19 protein-coding genes, 1 tRNA gene and 1 pseudogene are annotated in these 17,680 nt (G+C 72.1%); 17 read left to right on the forward strand and 4 right to left on the reverse strand.

Going from position 1 to position 17,680, the window contains the following annotated elements; translation table 11 throughout:
• Positions 1 to 5: 5 nt before the first annotated feature.
• The gene (locus AC07DI_RS04825; protein WP_478902180.1) at positions 6 to 524 is read right to left on the reverse strand and encodes a CGNR zinc finger domain-containing protein; all 519 of its coding nucleotides are present in this window, start codon (positions 522 to 524) and stop codon (positions 6 to 8) included.
• Positions 525 to 824: 300 nt separating this feature from the next.
• On the opposite strand from AC07DI_RS04825, the gene AC07DI_RS04830 reads away from it, so the two are divergent.
• The 5 genes from AC07DI_RS04830 (at position 825) to AC07DI_RS04850 (ending at position 4,682) form a co-directional block, all read left to right on the forward strand.
• Entirely contained in the window at positions 825 to 2,660 is a 1,836-nt protein-coding gene (locus tag AC07DI_RS04830) for a sensor histidine kinase (protein WP_478902181.1), read from the forward strand.
• An 82-nt stretch (positions 2,661 to 2,742) separates the two neighbouring features.
• Positions 2,743 to 3,177: a roadblock/LC7 domain-containing protein gene (locus tag AC07DI_RS04835; RefSeq protein ID WP_384247482.1), complete on the forward strand. Its 435-nt coding sequence runs from the start codon at positions 2,743 to 2,745 to the stop codon at positions 3,175 to 3,177.
• Positions 3,178 to 3,179: 2 nt separating this feature from the next.
• Positions 3,180 to 3,551, forward strand: coding sequence for a DUF742 domain-containing protein (locus tag AC07DI_RS04840; protein WP_384247480.1), 372 nt, complete (start codon positions 3,180 to 3,182; stop codon positions 3,549 to 3,551).
• A complete protein-coding gene (locus AC07DI_RS04845) occupies positions 3,529 to 4,122 on the forward strand; it encodes a GTP-binding protein (protein ID WP_384247478.1) in 594 nt (197 codons plus the stop codon). The genes AC07DI_RS04840 and AC07DI_RS04845 overlap by 23 nt, the downstream gene beginning before the upstream one ends.
• Complete coding sequence (locus tag AC07DI_RS04850) at positions 4,119 to 4,682, forward strand: GAF domain-containing protein (RefSeq protein WP_478902184.1); 564 nt, start codon at positions 4,119 to 4,121, stop codon at positions 4,680 to 4,682. The genes AC07DI_RS04845 and AC07DI_RS04850 overlap by 4 nt, the downstream gene beginning before the upstream one ends.
• Positions 4,683 to 4,716: 34 nt before the next feature.
• Here the strand turns inward: AC07DI_RS04850 and AC07DI_RS04855 are convergent, their stop codons facing one another.
• The gene (locus tag AC07DI_RS04855) at positions 4,717 to 6,597 is read right to left on the reverse strand and encodes a DUF2264 domain-containing protein (protein WP_478902186.1); all 1,881 of its coding nucleotides are present in this window, start codon (positions 6,595 to 6,597) and stop codon (positions 4,717 to 4,719) included.
• A gap of 260 nt (positions 6,598 to 6,857) precedes the next feature.
• Between AC07DI_RS04855 and AC07DI_RS04860 the strand changes: the two genes are divergently transcribed.
• From AC07DI_RS04860 to AC07DI_RS04875, 4 genes are all read left to right on the forward strand, one after another.
• Positions 6,858 to 8,042: a Gfo/Idh/MocA family protein gene (locus tag AC07DI_RS04860; protein WP_478902188.1), complete on the forward strand. Its 1,185-nt coding sequence runs from the start codon at positions 6,858 to 6,860 to the stop codon at positions 8,040 to 8,042.
• A gap of 123 nt (positions 8,043 to 8,165) precedes the next feature.
• Complete coding sequence (tdh, locus tag AC07DI_RS04865; protein ID WP_478902295.1) at positions 8,166 to 9,194, forward strand: L-threonine 3-dehydrogenase; 1,029 nt, start codon at positions 8,166 to 8,168, stop codon at positions 9,192 to 9,194.
• 60 nt (positions 9,195 to 9,254) lie between these two features.
• Positions 9,255 to 10,460, forward strand: coding sequence for a glycine C-acetyltransferase (locus AC07DI_RS04870; protein ID WP_478902189.1), 1,206 nt, complete (start codon positions 9,255 to 9,257; stop codon positions 10,458 to 10,460).
• 77 nt (positions 10,461 to 10,537) lie between these two features.
• On the forward strand, positions 10,538 to 11,437 hold the full coding sequence (locus AC07DI_RS04875; protein ID WP_384247465.1) for a LysR family transcriptional regulator: 900 nt from the start codon (positions 10,538 to 10,540) through the stop codon (positions 11,435 to 11,437).
• A 13-nt stretch (positions 11,438 to 11,450) separates the two neighbouring features.
• Here AC07DI_RS04875 and AC07DI_RS04880 read toward each other — a convergent pair whose 3' ends face one another.
• Positions 11,451 to 12,239: an oxidoreductase gene (locus tag AC07DI_RS04880; protein WP_478902191.1), complete on the reverse strand. Its 789-nt coding sequence runs from the start codon at positions 12,237 to 12,239 to the stop codon at positions 11,451 to 11,453.
• A gap of 128 nt (positions 12,240 to 12,367) precedes the next feature.
• Here AC07DI_RS04880 and AC07DI_RS04885 point away from each other — a divergent pair, with 128 nt between their 5' ends.
• The 8 genes from AC07DI_RS04885 to AC07DI_RS04920 all read left to right on the forward strand — a co-directional run bounded on the left by AC07DI_RS04885 (position 12,368) and on the right by AC07DI_RS04920 (position 16,623).
• Positions 12,368 to 13,012 (forward strand): hypothetical protein, encoded by a 645-nt coding sequence (locus AC07DI_RS04885; RefSeq protein WP_478902193.1) that lies wholly within the window; start codon positions 12,368 to 12,370, stop codon positions 13,010 to 13,012.
• A gap of 108 nt (positions 13,013 to 13,120) precedes the next feature.
• Positions 13,121 to 13,684: a helix-turn-helix domain-containing protein gene (locus tag AC07DI_RS04890; RefSeq protein ID WP_478902195.1), complete on the forward strand. Its 564-nt coding sequence runs from the start codon at positions 13,121 to 13,123 to the stop codon at positions 13,682 to 13,684.
• Positions 13,685 to 13,704: 20 nt separating this feature from the next.
• The gene (locus tag AC07DI_RS04895; protein ID WP_478902296.1) at positions 13,705 to 14,259 is read left to right on the forward strand and encodes a GNAT family N-acetyltransferase; all 555 of its coding nucleotides are present in this window, start codon (positions 13,705 to 13,707) and stop codon (positions 14,257 to 14,259) included.
• Positions 14,260 to 14,457: 198 nt separating this feature from the next.
• Entirely contained in the window at positions 14,458 to 15,438 is a 981-nt protein-coding gene (locus tag AC07DI_RS04900) for an alpha/beta fold hydrolase (protein WP_478902197.1), read from the forward strand.
• A gap of 147 nt (positions 15,439 to 15,585) precedes the next feature.
• Positions 15,586 to 15,903 (forward strand): MmcQ/YjbR family DNA-binding protein, encoded by a 318-nt coding sequence (locus tag AC07DI_RS04905; protein ID WP_478902298.1) that lies wholly within the window; start codon positions 15,586 to 15,588, stop codon positions 15,901 to 15,903.
• A 96-nt stretch (positions 15,904 to 15,999) separates the two neighbouring features.
• Positions 16,000 to 16,212, forward strand: a complete 213-nt coding sequence (locus tag AC07DI_RS04910) for a hypothetical protein (protein WP_478902199.1) — start codon at positions 16,000 to 16,002, stop codon at positions 16,210 to 16,212.
• Positions 16,209 to 16,442: a hypothetical protein gene (locus AC07DI_RS04915; protein WP_384247448.1), complete on the forward strand. Its 234-nt coding sequence runs from the start codon at positions 16,209 to 16,211 to the stop codon at positions 16,440 to 16,442. The genes AC07DI_RS04910 and AC07DI_RS04915 overlap by 4 nt, the downstream gene beginning before the upstream one ends.
• A gap of 107 nt (positions 16,443 to 16,549) precedes the next feature.
• Positions 16,550 to 16,623 (forward strand) — tRNA-Pro (locus tag AC07DI_RS04920).
• 98 nt (positions 16,624 to 16,721) lie between these two features.
• Here the strand turns inward: AC07DI_RS04920 and AC07DI_RS04925 are convergent.
• Positions 16,722 to 17,408: pseudogene (locus AC07DI_RS04925) on the reverse strand (tyrosine-type recombinase/integrase); the annotation flags it as partial.
• Positions 17,409 to 17,680: the final 272 nt, after the last annotated feature.

Raw genomic sequence — 17,680 nt, forward strand, 5'->3', positions numbered from 1 at the left:
CGTGCTCACGCGGCGCGAGCGCGGTGGCGGCGGACCGCGTCGCGGTTGGCGCAGGGCCGGCAGCAGTAGCGCCGGCGCCCCGTGCGCGAGGTGTCGGCGAAGATCGTGGTGCACTCGGTCACCGCGCACCGCCGCAGCCGGTGCATGCCCCGGCCCGCCAGATGCAGTGCCGTCCCGACGGAGAACAGCGAGAACAGCAGGTCGCCGAGCGGCTGCCGGGCGTCGCGGTAGTGCAGATGCCAGCCGCTGCCCGCGTGGTCGGTCAGCCGTGGGTAGGCGGCGGCCGACGCCAGCATGGCGTTGAGCAACTCGGCCCGCTCCTGTTCATCGGTGGCGTCGACGACCTTCTCCCAGGCGTCCAAGGTCTCCTGGGTCCGGGCCAAGTCGCCGGGTTCGATCGGCTGTTCCAGTGTCAGGCCCGCGGCGCGGCAGCGGTCCGCGAGCTCATCGACGCCGACCGGACGGCGGTTGGCGAGATCGGCGGCCAGATCCACGGCGCCCTCGCCGTAAGGGTTGAGGTGCATAAGGGCATTACAACAGGTCGGCCGCCACGCAACGCGCCGTGAACCGCGCCTGTGTACGAGATGAATCGGACCCCCGTGCGAGGTGTCATACCAGAGCGGGACGCACCCCCGCTGACTTTGTCAACTGCCCACCGCACATGATGCGTTGCCGACTACCGTGTGTGGCCGTCGGGCGACGCAGGGATCACGACGCAGGGCTGACGTGGCGACCTGCCGGCCGGCACGGCGCTGCCGCAAGCGCGCCGCAAAGAGGAACCGGCTCGACCGCCGGACCCTCGTCGCAACGTACCGAGGACGCAGATGTCTCACCTACGCGCACCGGCCGCCCGCACAGACCGCCGTGAGGGCGGACGGCACGGCAGGCCGGGCAGTCGTGCCGCCAACCTGCCCGAGACCCACATACGGCCGCAGCTCCTGCGCATCGCGGTGCTGCCGGCCGTCGCCGTGGGCCTGAGCGCCTGCGCGGCCGTGCTGTTCACCCTGCGCTCGACCGGCACCCGGCCGGGACCGGCCCTGCTCGGCGTGCTCACCGCCGCGGCCCTGGTCGGCCTCGCGGGCATCGCGACCGCCGTCGTCGCGGCGGAGCGCGCCGCGAAGTCCGTGCACGACCGGGTCGGCGCGCTGCGCCGCGCCACCGCACGAGGCCAGTCCGAACTGCAGGGCCTGGTCGATCAGTTGCGCCGCGGCGGCCGGCCGCCGGAGCCCGCGACCCCGCCGCGGACCCGTCCGGGCGGCGACGAGTTCGACCAGCTCGCCGACGAGCTGAGCCGCGCCCAGGACGTCGCCGTCGGCGCCGTCGTACAGGCCTCCCAGCTCTCCAGCCACGCGGGCAGCGAGCAGAAGGTCGAGGTCTTCGTCAATCTCGCCCGGCGCCTGCAGTCGCTCGTGCACCGCGAGATCTCCCTGCTCGACGAGTTGGAGAACGAGGTCGAGGACCCCGAGCTGCTCAAGGGCCTCTTCCACGTCGACCACCTCGCGACCCGCATCCGGCGGCACGCCGAGAACCTCGCCGTGCTCGGCGGCGCCGTCTCGCGCCGCCAGTGGAGCAATCCGGTCTCCATGACGGAGGTGATGCGCTCGGCGATCGCCGAGGTCGAGCAGTACTCGCGCGTCAAACTGGTGCCGCCCATCGACGGCACCCTGCGCGGCCACGCCGTCGCCGACGTCATCCACCTGCTGGCCGAACTGGTCGAGAACGCCACGGTGTTCTCCGCCCCGCACACCCAGGTCCTGCTGCGCGCCAACGCCGTGACCGCCGGACTCGCCGTCGAGGTCGAGGACCGCGGCCTCGGCATGCCCGCCGCCGAGCAGCACCGGATGAACCGGCTGCTCACCGACCCCGACCAGGTCAACGTCGCGCATCTGCTGCAGGACGGCCGCATCGGGCTCTACGTGGTCGCCGCCCTCGCCCGCAGGCACGGTGTCGCGGTGCGCCTGCAGACCAACATCTACGGCGGGGTCCAGGCCGTACTGATCCTGCCGCAGGAACTGCTGGGCGCCGAGCAGCAGCCGGAGCCGGCCGCCCGCCGCCCGGCGGCCGAGGAGGCGGCGCGGGACGCCCTCGACGGCGGCGCGGGGGACATCGGGGGCGCGGGGGAGCCGGGGAACGTACCGGATGACGTACGCGATCCGGCCCCGGCGTGGCCGACCACCGCACCCCAGGCGCCACCCGGCTCCGCCCCCGGCCCGCACGCGGACTCCGCCCCGCGCCCGGCCCCCACCGCCACGTCCCATCGGCCGCGTACCGCCAACGGCTCCTCACCCGCCCCCCTCCCCGTGCGCGGAGCCCGGCAGGACCGGGCCACGCCCGCCGACGCCGCCCCCGGCATCCGGCCCGAGGACCGGCAGGCCGTCGCCGAGCACACCGTCACACCGCCGACGCCCCTGAACGGCGCCGTACGCGGACGCGTCGGCAGGCCGCAGCTCCCCAAGCGGCGCGCCCAGGAACACATCGCACCCCAGCTGCGGGACTCCCCGGCGCCGCGGCCCGACAGCGGCGACGTCGGCCACGACCCGGGCCTGATGGCCGCGTTCCAGCGCGGCATCGGCCTCGCCCAGGCCCAGGACGCACGCGACCCCACCCCGCCCGGGCACGAGGCCGGCACGCCCCACGACGGGCGAGGAGCAGACGGCTGACCAGCACCGGCAGGCCCGGCCCCCCCACCACCTCTGCCCCCGCAGACCTACGTACGTTTGTACCCCAAGGAGTCGATCCACCATGGCGAGCGATGCGCCGACCGGCCATGTATCCGATCTCGACTGGCTGATGAGCGGCCTCGTGCAGCGCGTGCCGCACACCCACAGCGCCGTCCTGCTCTCCTCCGACGGACTCGTGAAGTCGGTGCACGGCCTCGACCCGGACAGCGCCGACCACATGGCGGCCCTGGCCTCGGGCCTCTACTCGCTCGGGCGCAGCGCGGGCATCCGCTTCGGCGACGGCGGGGACGTCCGCCAGGTCGTCGTGGAACTGGACTCCACCCTCCTGTTCGTCTCCACCGCGGGATCGGGCACCTGTCTGGCCGTGCTCGCGGGGCGCGAGGCCGACGCCGCCGTCCTCGGCTACGAGATGGCGATGCTGGTCAAGAGCGTGCGCCCGTACCTGATCACCGCTCCCCGGCAGCCCGCCGGCGAACCCACGCCGATGAGGCGCTGACCGTGGCGGCCCCGCACGACGGGCCCTGGCTCGACGACGCCGCCGGGCGGCTCATCCGCCCCTACACCGTCAGCAACGGACGGACCAGACCCACCAGCCAACTCGACCTGCTCTCCCTGGTGATGGCCACCGGCGCCACCCCGCTCGGCTACCTCGGACCCGAGCACGCCACCGCCCTCGGCCTCTGCGAGGCGCCCACCTCCGTCGCCGAGATCGCGGCCCAGCTGAAGCTGCCCGCGGTCGTCACCAAAGTGATCCTGAGCGATCTCCTCGACTGCGGGTCCCTCACCCAGAAGGCCCCGGACTTCTACCACAACCCCACCGACCGGTCCCTGTTGGAGGCAGTGCTCGATGGACTACGACGACAGCTCTGACCGCTTCCCCACCGCACTCAAAATCCTGATCGCGGGCGGCTTCGGGGTCGGCAAGACGACCTTCACGGGCGCGGTCAGCGAGATCGCGCCGCTGAGCACCGAGGAACTGCTCACCACGGTCAGTGAGGCCACCGACGACCTGTCGGGCGTGGAGAACAAGACCACGACCACCGTCGCCATGGACTTCGGCCGGATCACCCTCGATCCGGAGCACGTCCTCTACCTCTTCGGCACCCCGGGGCAGGAGCGGTTCTGGTTCATGTGGGACGAGCTCTCCGAAGGAGCCCTCGGCGCCGTGGTGCTCGCCGACACCCGGCGCCTGGAGGACTGCTTCGCCGCCGTGGACTTCTTCGAGCAGCGCGGCATGGGCTTCATCGTGGCGATCAACGAATTCGACGGCGCCCACCGCTACGAACCCGAGGAGGTACGGTCCGCCATCGACCTCGACCCGCAAGTGCCCGTCGTGCGCTGCGACGCACGGATCTCCAGTTCCGGCATCCAGACCCTCCTGATCCTGGTCAAGCACCTCCTCAACCATGCCCCGGCGCCGAGCTACGGAGCCCACACGTGACGTACGACCCGACCGGGCACCTGCTCCTCACCCCCGTCGACAAGGAGGCTCCCGCGCGGGTGCGGCGGCTGCGCGGGCTCGGCATCGGGCAGTACCCCGACCCGGCCTTCGACGTCTTCGCCGAGCGGCTCGCCGAGCTGACCGGCGCGCCCTGCTCGATGGTCAACTTCATCGACGAGGAGCGGCAGTTCTTCGCGGGCCTGCACGCTCCGCAGGGCGCGCGCCTCGGTACGGAACCGGTGCCCGAGGGCGGCGACGCGCGCCGCTACCTGGCCCGCGACCACGGGTACTGCCCGCACGTCGTGGTGCGCCGCAAGGCCCTCGTCCTGGAGGACGTCCGCGACTATCCGCGGTTCGCGGGCAACCCGGTGGTGGACGAGAGCGGCATCCGCTCGTACCTGGGCGCGCCCCTGATCGACCGTACGGGGATCGCCCTCGGCACGGTCTGCGTCGTGGACGTCGAGCCGCGCCGCTGGGGCACGGCGGGGCTCGACACGATCAAGCGGATGGCCGCGGAGCTGGTCGAGCAGATCCACCGGAGGGAGGCGGGCGGGATCTGAGGCGGGCCGCAGCGGACCCGGTGTTTGGAGCGGGTCAGAGGTCGAGTCCGGTTCCGTCGGGGAAGCGGACGCGGACACGGCCGGCGGCCACGTCGCAGGTGATGGACTCCCGCAGCGCCCGCGGACGGACCGCGTCCCGGGACAGGGCGACCAGGGTGACGTGGACACTCGCGCCGCCGGGGTGGGCCGCGGATGTCAGGTACGGAGTCGCGGAGTGCGGCCCGTACGCGTTCGCCGCCACCTCACGGGCCACGCCCGCCTCCTCGTCCCAGCCGTACAGGCCGACGACCGCGCTGGTCAGGCCGGTGACCGTGCGGGCGAGCGCCCAGCCGGGGCCCTGCTCGGCGTGCGGCCGCGTCTCGTCCGCCACCGCGTGGCCGCCTTCGCGGACGGTCGCTCCCTCGGGCGCCCGCACGCGGTGCACGCGGATCTCCCACGGCCCGTGCAGCGCGCTCGTCGTCTCGATGGGGAACTCCTCGCCACCGCCCGGGAACTGGGCGTCGTGTCGGGAGGCGGCCACCCGGCCGGCGCAGCTCAGCGGGTGGATGCGGCGGCGGCGCGAGGCCGTGCCGTCCGGGGCGAGCAGCGCCAGATGGCCGTCGACGGCGCGGCCCCACGCGCGCGGGGCGGTCTCCGGGGCGGTCGCCGTCGAGTAGCCGAACTTGGCGTAGTGCGGGTCGTCGTCGGCGGGGCCTTCGAGGGGGTTGTGGTCGCTGCCGTGGTTGACCAGGCGGACGATGCCGTCGTGCCGCGTGCCGTGCAGCAGCCAGCCGGGCTGCGGGAGCGCCGTGTACTGGTCGGACTCCTCCACAGGGAGCGGCAGTTCGCGCTCCGTCCACACCGGGTGGCCGGCGGGCAGCAGCAGGCCCAGGAACCCCTTGCTCGCCCAGTACGGCGAGGCGGGGCCCGAGTAGGCCTGGGTGGCCGGAAGGAACGTCCCGTACCAGCCGAGCGGCAGAAGCCCCCGCTCGTCGGGGACGCCGCGCTCCACGAAGTGCCGCGCGACACCGGAGGCGAGGCGCCGGGTCAGGCCCGGCGCGAGCGGGGTGCAGCCGGTGAGGGCGCCCATCCACACGGGCGCGGCGGCCGCGAAGCGGTACGTCAGGGAGCGGCCCTGGTGGACCGGGGCGCCGTCGCCGCCGAAGAAGTGCGGGTAGGTGGCGAGGAACCGGGCGAGGCGCTCGCGGTACACCTCGGCGCGACCGCCGTCCTCCTCGCCCGCCATCCGGGCCCACAGCAGTGGGTACAGGTGCATCGCCCAGCCGATGTAGTAGTCGAAGTTCCGTCCGTCGCCGTCGCTGTACCAGCCGTCGCCGCGGTACCAGTCCTCGATGCGGTCCAGGCCGCCCTCGATGTCCGGCCGGCTGTACGGCGCGCCCACCGAGGCGAGGAACTGCTCCGAGACCACCTGGAAGAGCCGCCAGTTGTTGTCCCAGGTCCGGCCGCCGACGAAGCCGGAGAACCAGTCGACGACCCGCTCCCGGACGCGGGCGTCGAGCTTGTCCCAGATCCAGGGGCGCGTCTCGTGCAGGGCGATGGCGACGGACGCGGCCTCCACCATCTGCTGGGAGCAGTCGGTGAGTTCGGGCCAGGCCTCGCCGCTCGCACGGTCGGTGCCGGAGGCCAGTCCTCGTGCGTAGCGTTCGACGAGGCGCGGGTCCACCTCGCCGCCCGCTCCGGCGATCCGGAAGGCGGCGAGCAGGAAGGACCGCGCGTACCCCTCAAGGCCGTCCGAGACGACCCCCGACCAACTGTTGCGGCCCGGCAGCCGGTACTGCGCGAAGCCCGGTGTCGCGTACGGGACCAGGGCCTCCAACTGCCGGTCGGCGAGCGCCTCCCAGTGGGCCCGGGTCCAGCCGGTGAGCGGGGAGCGGACGCGGTCGGTGGGTGGCAGGGGGAGGTGCGGTGCGGGCATGGGGGCGGCGGCTCCTCGATGGGCGAGTGGTTCCGCGACAGCATGTAAGCGCTTGCTGCGAGGCGCAAGAGGGTCTCCGGCTGGGCCGATCAAGGGCTTCATCGTGGTGCACATGCCTCGACAGCGGCCGGGGCGGCCGGATAGAGAAGGATCAAGCTCACCGTCACACCGGCTCAGACGTATCCGCAACACCGGTTCAGGTACACCCGCAACACCGGTTCAAGCACACCCGCAACACCGGCTCTAGCGAAGGAAGTTCCATGACCGACCTCCGTCTCGGCGTTCTCGGCTACGGACTGCGCGGTTCGCTCGCCCGTACCGCCCACCGGCCGGACGCGGGCTCACGCGTCACCGCGCTGGCCGACCACGACGCCGCGGCCCGGGCCGAGGCGGCCGTGGCCTTCCCCGGCGCGCTGATATCCAGCGGCCACCGCGAGGTCGTCGAGGACCCGGACGTCGACGCGATCCTCGTCCTCACCCCCGACCACACCCACGCGGCGCTCACCTGCGAGGCGCTGCGCGAAGGCAAGCCCGTCTTCGTGGAGAAGCCCCTGGAGGTCGGCGTCGAGGGGTGTGACGAGATCCTGCGGACCGCGTACGAGACGGGCACCCGGCTGTACGTCGGGCACAACATGCGCCACATGCCCGTGGTCCGCCTGATGCGCGACATCATCGAGCGCGGCGAGATCGGCGCGGTCAAGACGGTCTGGGTGCGCCACTTCGTCGGCTACGGCGGCGACTGGTACTTCAAGGACTGGCACGCCGAACGGCGCTACACCACCGGCCTGTTGCTGCAGAAGGCCGCCCACGACATCGACGTGCTCCACTGGCTCGCGGGCGGTTACACGCGCCAGGTGCAGGCCCTCGGCGACCTCATGGTCTACGGCGACAATCCGCACCGCCGTGCGCCGGGCGAGCCGAAGACCGAGGACTGGTACACCGAGGATGGCCACTGGCCGCCGCACACCCAGCGCGGCCTCAACCCCGTCATCGACGTCGAGGACGTCTCCCTGGTCAACATGCGTCTCGACAACGGCGTCCTCGCCGCCTACCAGCAGTGCCACTTCACCCCCGACTACTGGCGCAACTACACCGTCATCGGCGACGCGGGCCGCCTGGAGAACTTCGGCGACGGACCCGGCGCGACGGTCAAGGTGTGGAACGCCCGCCGCTCGGGCCACCGGGCGCAGGCGGACGCCGAGTACGCGGTGCCGGACGCCAGGGACGACGCGGGGCACGGCGGCGCGGATCCGCTGCTGATCGACGAGTTCGTACGTTTCGCACGTGAGGGAGGGCGCACCGACACCTCGCCGGTCGCGGCGCGCATGGCGGTGGCGGCGGGCGTACGGGCGACGCAGTCGCTGCGGGACGGTGGGACACCGCGCGAGGTGCCGGCGCTCACCCCGGAGCTCATCGCCTATTTCGAACGCGGTCAGACCCGTTGAACCACAGGGTCTGAAGGAAAGCTGCGGCGGCGCTTAAGAAATCCTCGATGGACCGGGGCGCCTCCGTAGGGAAGATTCCTGTGTCGTCGGGGGAAGAAGCGACGTACGACGGGAGCCGTGGCGTTGAAGGCGCTGGTCAAGGAGAAGGCGGAGCCGGGTCTCAGCCTCAAGGACGTACCGGAGCCGGTCATCGGCCACGGAGACGTGCTCATCAAGGTGCTCCGCACCGGGATCTGCGGCACCGACCTGCACATCAGGTCCTGGGACGGCTGGGCCCAGCAGACGATCACCGCGCCGCTGGTGCTCGGGCACGAGTTCGTCGGCGAGGTCGTGGAGACCGGCCGGGACGTCGCCGACATCACGGCGGGCGACCTGGTCAGCGGTGAGGGCCATCTGGTGTGCGGCAAGTGCCGCAACTGTCTGGCCGGGCGGCGCCACCTGTGCCGCGCCACGGTCGGCCTCGGCGTCGGACGGGACGGTGCCTTCGCGGAGTACGTCGCGCTGCCCGCGTCGAACGTGTGGGTGCACCGCGTCCCCGTGGACCTCGACGTGGCCGCGATCTTCGACCCGTTCGGCAATGCCGTGCACACCGCCCTCTCCTTCCCGCTGGTCGGCGAGGACGTACTGATCACGGGCGCGGGTCCGATCGGCCTGATGGCGGCCGCCGTCGCCCGTCACGCGGGCGCCCGCAACGTCGTGATCACCGACGTCAGCGAGGAGCGCCTGGCGCTGGCCCGCAAGGTCGGCGCCAGCCTCGCCCTCAACGTGGCGGACTCGTCGATCGCCGCGGGCCAGCGCGAGCTCGGCCTGCGCGAGGGCTTCGACGTCGGCCTGGAGATGTCCGGCAACCCGCACGCGATGCGCGACATGGTCGCCAACATGACCCACGGCGGCAAGATAGCCATGCTCGGCCTGCCCGCCGAGGACTTCGCCGTCGACTGGGCGCGGATCGTCACCTCGATGATCACCATCAAGGGCATCTACGGCCGCGAGATGTTCGAGACCTGGTACGCGATGTCGGTGCTGCTCGAAGGCGGCCTCGACCTGGCGCCCGTCATCACCGGCAGGTACGGCCACCGCGACTTCGAGGCCGCCTTCGACGACGCGGCGAGTGGCCGCGGCGGCAAGGTCATCCTCGACTGGACCGCCTGACGCCCGCTTCTCGGCCCGCTTCTCGGCCCTCTCCCGGCTCGACTCCTTAAGGAACCCCGCATGTTCGACTCCGTACGCGAAGACCTCCAGGCCACCCTCGACGAGATCCGCGCCGCCGGACTGCACAAGCCCGAGCGCGTCATCGGCACCCCGCAGTCCGCGACGGTCGCCGTCACCGCGGGCGGGCGCCCCGGCGAGGTCCTGAACTTCTGCGCGAACAACTACCTCGGCCTCGCCGACCACCCCGATGTCGTCGCGGCGGCGCACGAGGCCCTGGACCGCTGGGGCTACGGCATGGCGTCCGTCCGCTTCATCTGCGGTACGCAGGAGGTGCACAAGGAGCTTGAGGCGCGCCTCTCCGCGTTCCTCGGCCAGGAGGACACGATCCTCTACTCCTCGTGCTTCGACGCCAACGGAGGCGTCTTCGAGACGTTGCTCGGCGCCGAGGACGCGGTCATCTCCGACGCCCTCAACCACGCGTCGATCATCGACGGCATCCGTCTGTCGAAGGCGCGCCGCTTCCGCTACGCCAACCGCGACATGGCCGACCTGGAGCAGCAGCTCAAGGAGGCGTCCGGTGCCCGGCGCAAGCTGATCGTCACCGACGGCGTCTTCTCCATGGACGGCTACGTCGCCCCGCTGGCGGAGATCTGCGACCTCGCCGAGCGCTACGACGCCATGGTCATGGTCGACGACTCGCACGCCGTCGGCTTCGTGGGCCCCGGCGGCCGCGGCACCCCCGAGCTGCACGGCGTCATGGACCGCGTCGACATCATCACGGGCACCCTGGGCAAGGCCCTCGGCGGCGCCTCCGGAGGCTACGTCGCCGCCCGCGCCGAGATCGTCGCCCTGCTGCGCCAGCGCTCGCGCCCGTACCTCTTCTCGAACACGCTCGCCCCGGTGATCGCGGCGGCCTCCCTGAAGGTGCTCGACCTCCTGGAATCGGCCGGTGACCTGCGGGAACAGCTCGCCGCGAACACGGCCCTCTTCCGCTCGCGGATGACCGAGGAGGGCTTCGACGTCCTGCCCGGCGACCACGCCATCGCCCCGGTCATGATCGGCGACGCGGCGGTTGCCGGACGGATGGCCGAGCTGCTCCTGGAGCGCGGCGTGTACGTGATCGGCTTCTCCTACCCGGTCGTGCCGCAGGGCAAGGCGCGCATCCGCGTCCAGCTGTCGGCCGCGCACTCGACCGAGGACGTGAACCGCGCGGTCGACGCGTTCGTCGCGGCGCGCGCGGAGCTGGCGGAGGCGGGCGAGGCCTGACGCCTGCGGCCCCGCGCCGGTCACCGGCGCGGGGCCGGTGGTGCGCCCGGGGCCGCAGGTTTGGGAGAATCGACAACATGATCGAAGCGCGGCGGCTGCACATCCTCCGTGCGGTGGCCGACCACCGCACGGTCACGGCCGCTGCCGCCGCGCTCTACCTCACCCCGTCCGCCGTGTCCCAGCAGCTCACCGCCCTGGAACAGGAGACGGGCCACCGCCTGGTCGAGCGCTCCGCGCGCGGTGTGCGCCTGACGGCGGCCGGCGAGATCCTGCTCACGCACACCAACGCCGTCCTGGCCCAGCTGGAGCGCGCCGAGGCCGAGCTCGCCGCGTACAGCTCCGGCGAGGCGGGGACCGTCACCGTCGCCGCCTTCGCCACCGGCATCGGCCTGGTCGTCGCCCCCGCCCTGACCCGCCTCGCCGCCACCGCGCCCGGCATCCGGGTCCGCGTCCAGGACGCCGAGGGCGACGCGAGCCTGCCGATGGTCCTCGACCGGCAGGTGGACGTGGCCGTCGCCGTCGAGTACCGGGGCGCACCGGGCGCCGACGACCCCCGGCTCACCCGCGTCCCCCTCTACGCGGAGCCCTTCGACGCGGTCCTCCCGCTGGGCCATCGCCTCGCGGACGCGGAACGGGTGGCCCTCGCCGAACTCGCCAAGGACACCTGGATAGGCCCCTTCACCGGCAACCCCTGCCACGACGTGGTCGTCCTCGCCTGCGAACAGGCGGGCTTCCAGCCGCTGTTGGAGCACTGGTCGGACGACTTCCGGGCAGTGGTGGCGCTCGCCTCGGCCGGCGCGGGCGTCGCCCTGGTGCCGCGCTCGGCACTGCGCGGCATGGACGTGTCCGGCGCCGTGGTCCGCCCCGTGGAGGGCGCGGCCCCCACCCGCAGGGTGTTCGCGGCGGTGCGGTGCGGGGCGGAGGAACATCCACTGATCCGGCCGGTGCTCGAGGCGCTGGGCGAGGCGGCGGCCTGACCGGCCGGACCGATCAGGCCGTCTTCACGGAATTTCCGTCGATGACATGGTCGGCCCCGGTGATGCCGACGGCGAGGGGCGACGCCAAGTACGCGACGAGAGCGGCGACTTCGCACGGCTCCGCGAGCCTGCCGGTGACCATGCCCGCGATGGCCGGCAGCTCGGTCAGGAGCTGCTCCTGAGGCATGCCCAAGGACTCGGCGAGCCGCGCCCCGTAGCCGTCGGCGCCCTCCCACATCCGCGTGCGGACCGGGCCGGGCGAGACGGTGTTGACCCGCACGCCCGCCGGGCCGAACTCCTCGGCCAGCGCCTTGCCGAACGCGGTCAGCGCGGCCTTTGCGGTGCTGTACGTGACGGGGCCGGCGTGCGGGGTCCGCGCACTGGTGGAGGAGATGTTGACGACGGCGCCCCGGCAGGTCCTGAGGTGGGGCAGCGCGGCTCGTGTGGTGCGGATCGCGGCGAAGAAGTTCAGCTCGAACGCGTCGTACCACTGCTGGTCGGTGAGGGCGAGGAAGCCGCTCGTCCACCCCGCGTCCGCGTCGCCGCCGCCGACGTTGTTGACCAGCAGGTCGAGCCCGCCGAGGGCCGCCTCGGCCCGGGCCACCAGGCGGGCGGGTCCGTCGGCGGTGGCCAGGTCCACGGCGATACCGGTCGCGCCGGTGCCCGCAAGCTCCGGGGCGATCGTCCGGGCCGCGGCCACCACGCGCGCGCCCTCCTCCACCAGCCTGGAGACGGTGGCCAGGCCTATGCCCCGGCTCGCGCCGGTCACGAGGGCGGCCTTGCCGGTCAGCTGCAGATCCATGAACGTTCCTGTCCTCTGTCTCCGGTCGCCGGATATGACGACTTGACCCGAACTGGGCCCATACGTAGCGAAGTTGAAGCATCGTCACCCGTTGATCGTCCCTCCGTGGGTCTCAGTAGGATGACCGAATGACACATCGGGGGCGCACACTCAAGGTCACGGCCACGCTGGTGCTCACTGCACTCGCGCTGACCGGGTTCACGACGGGGCGGGGGCACGGCGGCAGCAGCCGGCACGGCAGCGGGGGTGGTGGCGGAGGCGGTTGCAGCAGTTCGAGTCAGGATCACGACAGTTCTTCGTCGAGCAGCTCCGGCGGCTACGGCGGCTCCGGGTCGTCCGGCTCCACGACGTCGGGCGGTTCGAGCCATGACGACGACGATGACTACGGCGACTCGTACGGGAGTGGCGGCCGCGGCAGGAGCACCACGGGCGGCGGTACCTACAACCGGCGGCCCGGCAGCCACTCGACCGCCTCCAGCTCCCCGGGCGGCGGGTCGAGGCACGACGCCAAGGCCACGCTGGTGAAATGCGCGACCAAGTCGGCCCCGTACGCGACCGTCAAGGTCACGAACGGCAACGCGAGGTCGGACCGCTTCTACGTCTCGGTCACCTTCGTGGACGCGGACGGGATCACCATCATCGAGCAGACCGAGAAGGTCAAGGTGCCCGGCAGGGGCAAGGCGACCGTCCGGGTGGAGATCGGTGGCGGCGGCCTCGCCGACTCGGTGGACCACTGCGAAGTCGACCCGCAGGCGCTGTCGGTCTCCGGCTGACCCGGTCCGGGTGTACCCGAGGGGCGTACCTGAGAGGCGGCTCACCGCGTGCGACTGAGAGACGCCTCACCTTTACCGCAATCCCATATCCGGGATACTGTGCCAGATATGGAGCACGAAGGAGTCGACGCGCGCCTCGCCGCCCGACTGGCCGAGCTGCGCGGCGAACGCGGCCTGTCCCTGGGTGAGTTGGCGGAACTCAGCGGCATCAGCCGCTCCACCCTGTCGCGCGCCGAGCGTGCGGAGATCAGCCCCACGGCGGCTCTCCTGAACCGGCTCTGCGCCGTCTACGAACGCACCATGTCGCAGCTCCTGAGCGAGGTGGAGGCGGAGCCCGCGCAGCTCGTGCCCGCCGTCGACCAGGCGGTCTGGGCCGACGACGAGGCGGGCTTCATGCGCTGGTCGGTCTCGCCGCCCCGCATCGGCATGCGCGGCGAGCTGGTCGAGGTCCGGCTGCAGCCCGGCGCCGACATAGCGTACGACCGGCCGCCCGTGCCCGGCCTCGAGCAGCACATCTGGGTGCTGGAAGGGTCCCTGGAGGTCACCGTGCAGGGAGAACCGCACACCCTGGCCATCGGCGACTGCCTGCGCTACCGCCTGTGGGGCGCGTCGCGGTTCCGCTGCCGCGGCGAGGAGGCCGTGCGGTACGCGCTCGTGGTCGTGAAGCCGTGACGGCCCCCTCCACCACACGCATCCGCATCGACCGGCTCGACACTGCCCGACTCCACGCCTGCGCCGACTCCTTGGGGGACCTGCTGGTCGCCACGGTGCGGAGCGGCGCCTCGCTCGGCTTCCTCGCCGACCTGGACCGTGCCACCGCCGCCGCCTGGTGGCGCGGGCTCGACGCGGCGGTCGGTGACGGACGGCTGGGCATCTGGGTGGCCCGCGACGCGGAAGGGCGTCCCGGACGCGTCGCGGGCACGGTCAGTGTCGCCTTCGTCGACAAGCCCAACGGCCGCCACCGCGCCGAGATCGTGAAGCTGATGGTCCATCCCGGTGCGCGCGGCCAGGGCTTCGCCCGCGCACTCCTGACCACTGCCGAGGAGGCGGCGGCAGCGGCGGGCGTGACCCTCCTCGTCCTCGACACCGAGACCGGCAGCCCCGCCGAATCCCTCTACGACAAGGCGGGCTGGACCCGGTCCGGGACCATCCCCGACTACGCGACGGACCCGGCGGGCAACCTCCACCCCACCACGCTCTTCCACAAGCGGCTCGGCGCCGGGCGGACGGACGCGGTACGGCGGTAGCGCAGCGGCGCAGTACGCGCTGCGCGACGCGGGGAGGGGGAGGCGGGCCCCCTCCGAGGTGCGAAATCGTCTCGGCTGCATGAGGTCCCGCGCGCGGGGGAGGCTGGCCGGAGGAAGGCCAGCCGTACGAACCACTCGCACGCAGCAGCCGTACGAGCCAGCCGTACGAACACCTCGCACCGCAGGGAGTCCGCCACGATGTCCGACCGAGACGACGCCACCACCCCCGCCACCGCCGTGTACACCGCGGGACTGCTCAACGCGGCGGACGGCGTGCCCGTCGCCACCTACACCTGGCTGCCGACCGACGGCAGGCCCCGCGCCTACGTCCAGATCGCGCACGGAGCCGCCGAGCACGCCCTGCGCTACGACCGCTTCGCCCGCCATCTGACCGCGCACGGCTACGGCGTGGTCGCCTCCGACCACCGGGGCCACGGCGCCACCGCGCAGGCCACGGGCGGCTACGGCGTCACCTCGGAGGGGACGGACCCGGACGGCGCCGACAGCTGGCGGGCGATCGTCGACGATCTCAAGGGCATCGGCGACCAGGTCCGCACGCTGCATCCCGGCGCGCCGTTCTTCCTGCTCGGGCACAGCCTGGGCTCGATGCTCGCACGGGACTACGCGCAGGAGTACGCCGACGGACTCGCGGGCGTGATCCTCTCGGGTGCGTTCCGCTCGCTGCCCGGCGCCGACACGGAGGGGGCGATCACCGCCCTGGAGCGCGAGGTCGCCGAACACGGCCGCGCCGCCCGGTCCTCGTACGTGCCCGACCTCTTCGCCTCCTTCAACGACCCGTACCCCCACCGCACCGGCTTCGAATGGCTCTCGCGGGACGAGGCGGAGGTGGACGCGTACGTCGCCGACGAGCGCTGCGGATTCGCCTTCTCGGCGGGGCTCTGCCTGGACTGGGTGCGTGCCGTACGGAAGATCAACGACCCGCGCAACATCGCCCGCGTCCCCGCCGATCTGCCGGTCCACGTCGCGGTGGGCGAGCAGGACCCCTGCAACCAGCGGATGACCCTGGTCCACGAACTCCTGGAGGATTTCCGTTACGCGGGCGTCGAGGACCTGACGTGGAAGGGGTACCCGGGCGCCCGTCACGAGATCCTCAACGAGACCAACCGCGACGAGGTCCAGGAGGATCTGACGTCCTGGCTGGACAAGCGGGTGTTGTGAGGCGGGCGGTCACTGTCAGTGGTGTTGGCTACGGTTCGGGGCATGTCGAAGTCCAGATCCCGTGCCGGTTCCCGCTCCGATTCCCGTGCCGGTTCCGATTCCCGTTCCCGCGTCACTTCCGACGACGTGCGCCGCATCGCCCTCGCCATGCCGGAGACGGCTGAGAAGATCGCTTGGGGCATGCCGACGTTCCGGGTGGCGGGAAAGATGTTCGTGACGGTTCCCGACGACGAGACGTCCTTCGCCGTGCGCTGTCCGAAGGTCGAACGCGAGGAACTGGTCCTCGCCGAGCCGGACAAGTTCTGGGTGGCCGCCCATGAGGCGGGTTCCGCCTGGGTGCGGGTGCGGCTCGAGGCGCTGGACACCGAGGAACTCACCGACATCCTGGCCGACTCCTGGCGCCAGGCGGCGCCGCCCGGACTCCTCGAAGCGCACCCGGAGCTGGGGGTCGTCCCCACGCAGTGACGGGCAGGGTGACGGGCACAGCGGCGGGCAGCCTCTGCCGGTCGCCCCGCCCCGCGCCGCTTGCTCTAAAAATCGAACATATGATCCCATCGAAGCATGCGTCACACCGCCATCCCCTACGACCTCATCCGTACCCAACGGGAGTGGACCCTCACGTACGAGAAGCTGGTTGCCCAGCCCGGCCGCACCGCGCTGCGCCGCCACCTGATCCGCCTGACCGCGCGGCTGCACTTCCATCCGAGACTGCGCGACCCGGCTGCCCGTACGGAGCTGCGCAGGCTCGCGCGCCGCTATGCGTCGGACTCATGACGCCCGCGATAGTCGTCCAGTACGCGTCCGTGGGCGGCGGCCGTCGCGTCACGGTGGGGTCCGTGCCCCTCGGTCTGGCCCATGACGACCGCGACCTGATCGAGTTCCTGCGACGGGCCGGCCTGGACGACGCGGAAGGCCTCGTCCTGGGAGACTCACCGCTCATCGAATGGCGTGGCGGCAGGGCCCACGAGTACGGGGCCGCCACGGGTGGCGGCAGCGCCGTCTGAGGCGGCGGGCGGCCCGGCCCCGGGAAAGGGGTGAGCGATCACCGGTCAGAGTGCGGTATTGTTTCGGTGCGCGTTCGGCCAGGGGAAACCCCAGGTCACACGGGCATCGGGACGTGGCGCAGCTTGGTAGCGCACTTGACTGGGGGTCAAGGGGTCGCAGGTTCAAATCCTGTCGTCCCGACTCGTAAGAGTCGCAGATCAGGGGCCGTTTCAGAGTAATCTGAAACGGCCCCTTGATCGTTTTCGGGGACCAGCTGGGGACCAGGCCCCTTGACCGTGTCAGCGGGTGACCACGATCGGGCTCGGCAGGGAGCGCGGGGCGCGCAGCGCGGTGAGGTGGGCCGAGAGAGCGGTACCCGCAGCGGTGATCTTGTGCACGTCGGGGTGCAGATACCTCTGGGTGGTGGTCAGCGAGCCGTGCCCGGCGATCTTGCGCAGGACGTGCACCTGAACTCCGGCATCGGCGAACCAGGTGAGTCCGGTGTGCCGGAGGCCATGGCGGCGCAAGTGCTCGTACCCGAGCTTGAGGACAACGTCGTCCCAGTGGGTGGCGTCACGCAGGACCGCAGTGGAGATACGGCCGCCCCGAGGTCCGGTGAACAAGCGAGCCCCAGGATCGGGGCCGGCGGCCAGAACGCGCTGGGCGACGAGCGGGCGGATCTCCTCGATGATCGGGACCTGGCGAGCCCGCTTGCCCTTGGTGCCCTTGTCGACGAGGCCACCGGGAGCGGGGGTGGTCTGGCGCCGGACGGTCCAGATCCAGTTCGTGGTGTCGATGTCCCCGACGCGGCAGCCGGACACCTCGCCGATGCGGGCGGCAGTACACGCGGCGAAGAGGACGACCTCTCCCCAACCGCGGTACTGGCCGTAGGAGGCAGCCACGAGTGCGTCAGCAAGCTCGACGAGCGTCTCCCAGTCGGGAAGGGCCAGCGCTCGCGGGTCGAGGAGCTCGTCCTCGGCCTGCTTGTCCACCTGATGGCGCTGCCCTGCGTCGATCGATGGGGGTGCGCGCGTCCCTGGCGGCCCCAGCGCCGTCGATACTCCCCGGATTCTCCTCAGGTAGTGCCGTCGCGGCGGGCGGTGGTGGCACGGAGGCTGGCGCATCGGAGGTGCTGCTCAAAAGCTGGTCCCGTAAGTGATCTTGCAGACCCGTGTGATCGGCAGGTAGCCACTGGGTGAGCCCGTCGCCTATCCGGCGAGGGCGAGATCATGCAGACGGGCCGATCCTCGAATTGCCC

The sequence above is a fragment of the Streptomyces sp. NPDC044106 genome, assembly GCF_056433985.1.

Excerpts from the sequence above, each read along its gene's own strand:
- AC07DI_RS04825 (WP_478902180.1), bottom strand. The coding sequence starts at position 524 with ATGCACCTCAACCCTTACGGCGAGGGCGCCGTGGATCTGGCCGCCGAT.
- AC07DI_RS04830 (WP_478902181.1), top strand. The coding sequence starts at position 825 with ATGTCTCACCTACGCGCACCGGCCGCCCGCACAGACCGCCGTGAGGGC.
- AC07DI_RS04835 (WP_384247482.1), top strand. The coding sequence starts at position 2,743 with ATGGCGAGCGATGCGCCGACCGGCCATGTATCCGATCTCGACTGGCTG.
- AC07DI_RS04845 (WP_384247478.1), top strand. The coding sequence starts at position 3,529 with ATGGACTACGACGACAGCTCTGACCGCTTCCCCACCGCACTCAAAATC.
- AC07DI_RS04855 (WP_478902186.1), bottom strand. The coding sequence starts at position 6,597 with ATGCCCGCACCGCACCTCCCCCTGCCACCCACCGACCGCGTCCGCTCC.
- AC07DI_RS04860 (WP_478902188.1), top strand. The coding sequence starts at position 6,858 with ATGACCGACCTCCGTCTCGGCGTTCTCGGCTACGGACTGCGCGGTTCG.
- AC07DI_RS04870 (WP_478902189.1), top strand. The coding sequence starts at position 9,255 with ATGTTCGACTCCGTACGCGAAGACCTCCAGGCCACCCTCGACGAGATC.
- AC07DI_RS04875 (WP_384247465.1), top strand. The coding sequence starts at position 10,538 with ATGATCGAAGCGCGGCGGCTGCACATCCTCCGTGCGGTGGCCGACCAC.
- AC07DI_RS04880 (WP_478902191.1), bottom strand. The coding sequence starts at position 12,239 with ATGGATCTGCAGCTGACCGGCAAGGCCGCCCTCGTGACCGGCGCGAGC.
- AC07DI_RS04885 (WP_478902193.1), top strand. The coding sequence starts at position 12,368 with ATGACACATCGGGGGCGCACACTCAAGGTCACGGCCACGCTGGTGCTC.
- AC07DI_RS04890 (WP_478902195.1), top strand. The coding sequence starts at position 13,121 with ATGGAGCACGAAGGAGTCGACGCGCGCCTCGCCGCCCGACTGGCCGAG.
- AC07DI_RS04900 (WP_478902197.1), top strand. The coding sequence starts at position 14,458 with ATGTCCGACCGAGACGACGCCACCACCCCCGCCACCGCCGTGTACACC.
- AC07DI_RS04905 (WP_478902298.1), top strand. The coding sequence starts at position 15,586 with ATGCCGGAGACGGCTGAGAAGATCGCTTGGGGCATGCCGACGTTCCGG.
- AC07DI_RS04910 (WP_478902199.1), top strand. The coding sequence starts at position 16,000 with ATGCGTCACACCGCCATCCCCTACGACCTCATCCGTACCCAACGGGAG.
- AC07DI_RS04915 (WP_384247448.1), top strand. The coding sequence starts at position 16,209 with ATGACGCCCGCGATAGTCGTCCAGTACGCGTCCGTGGGCGGCGGCCGT.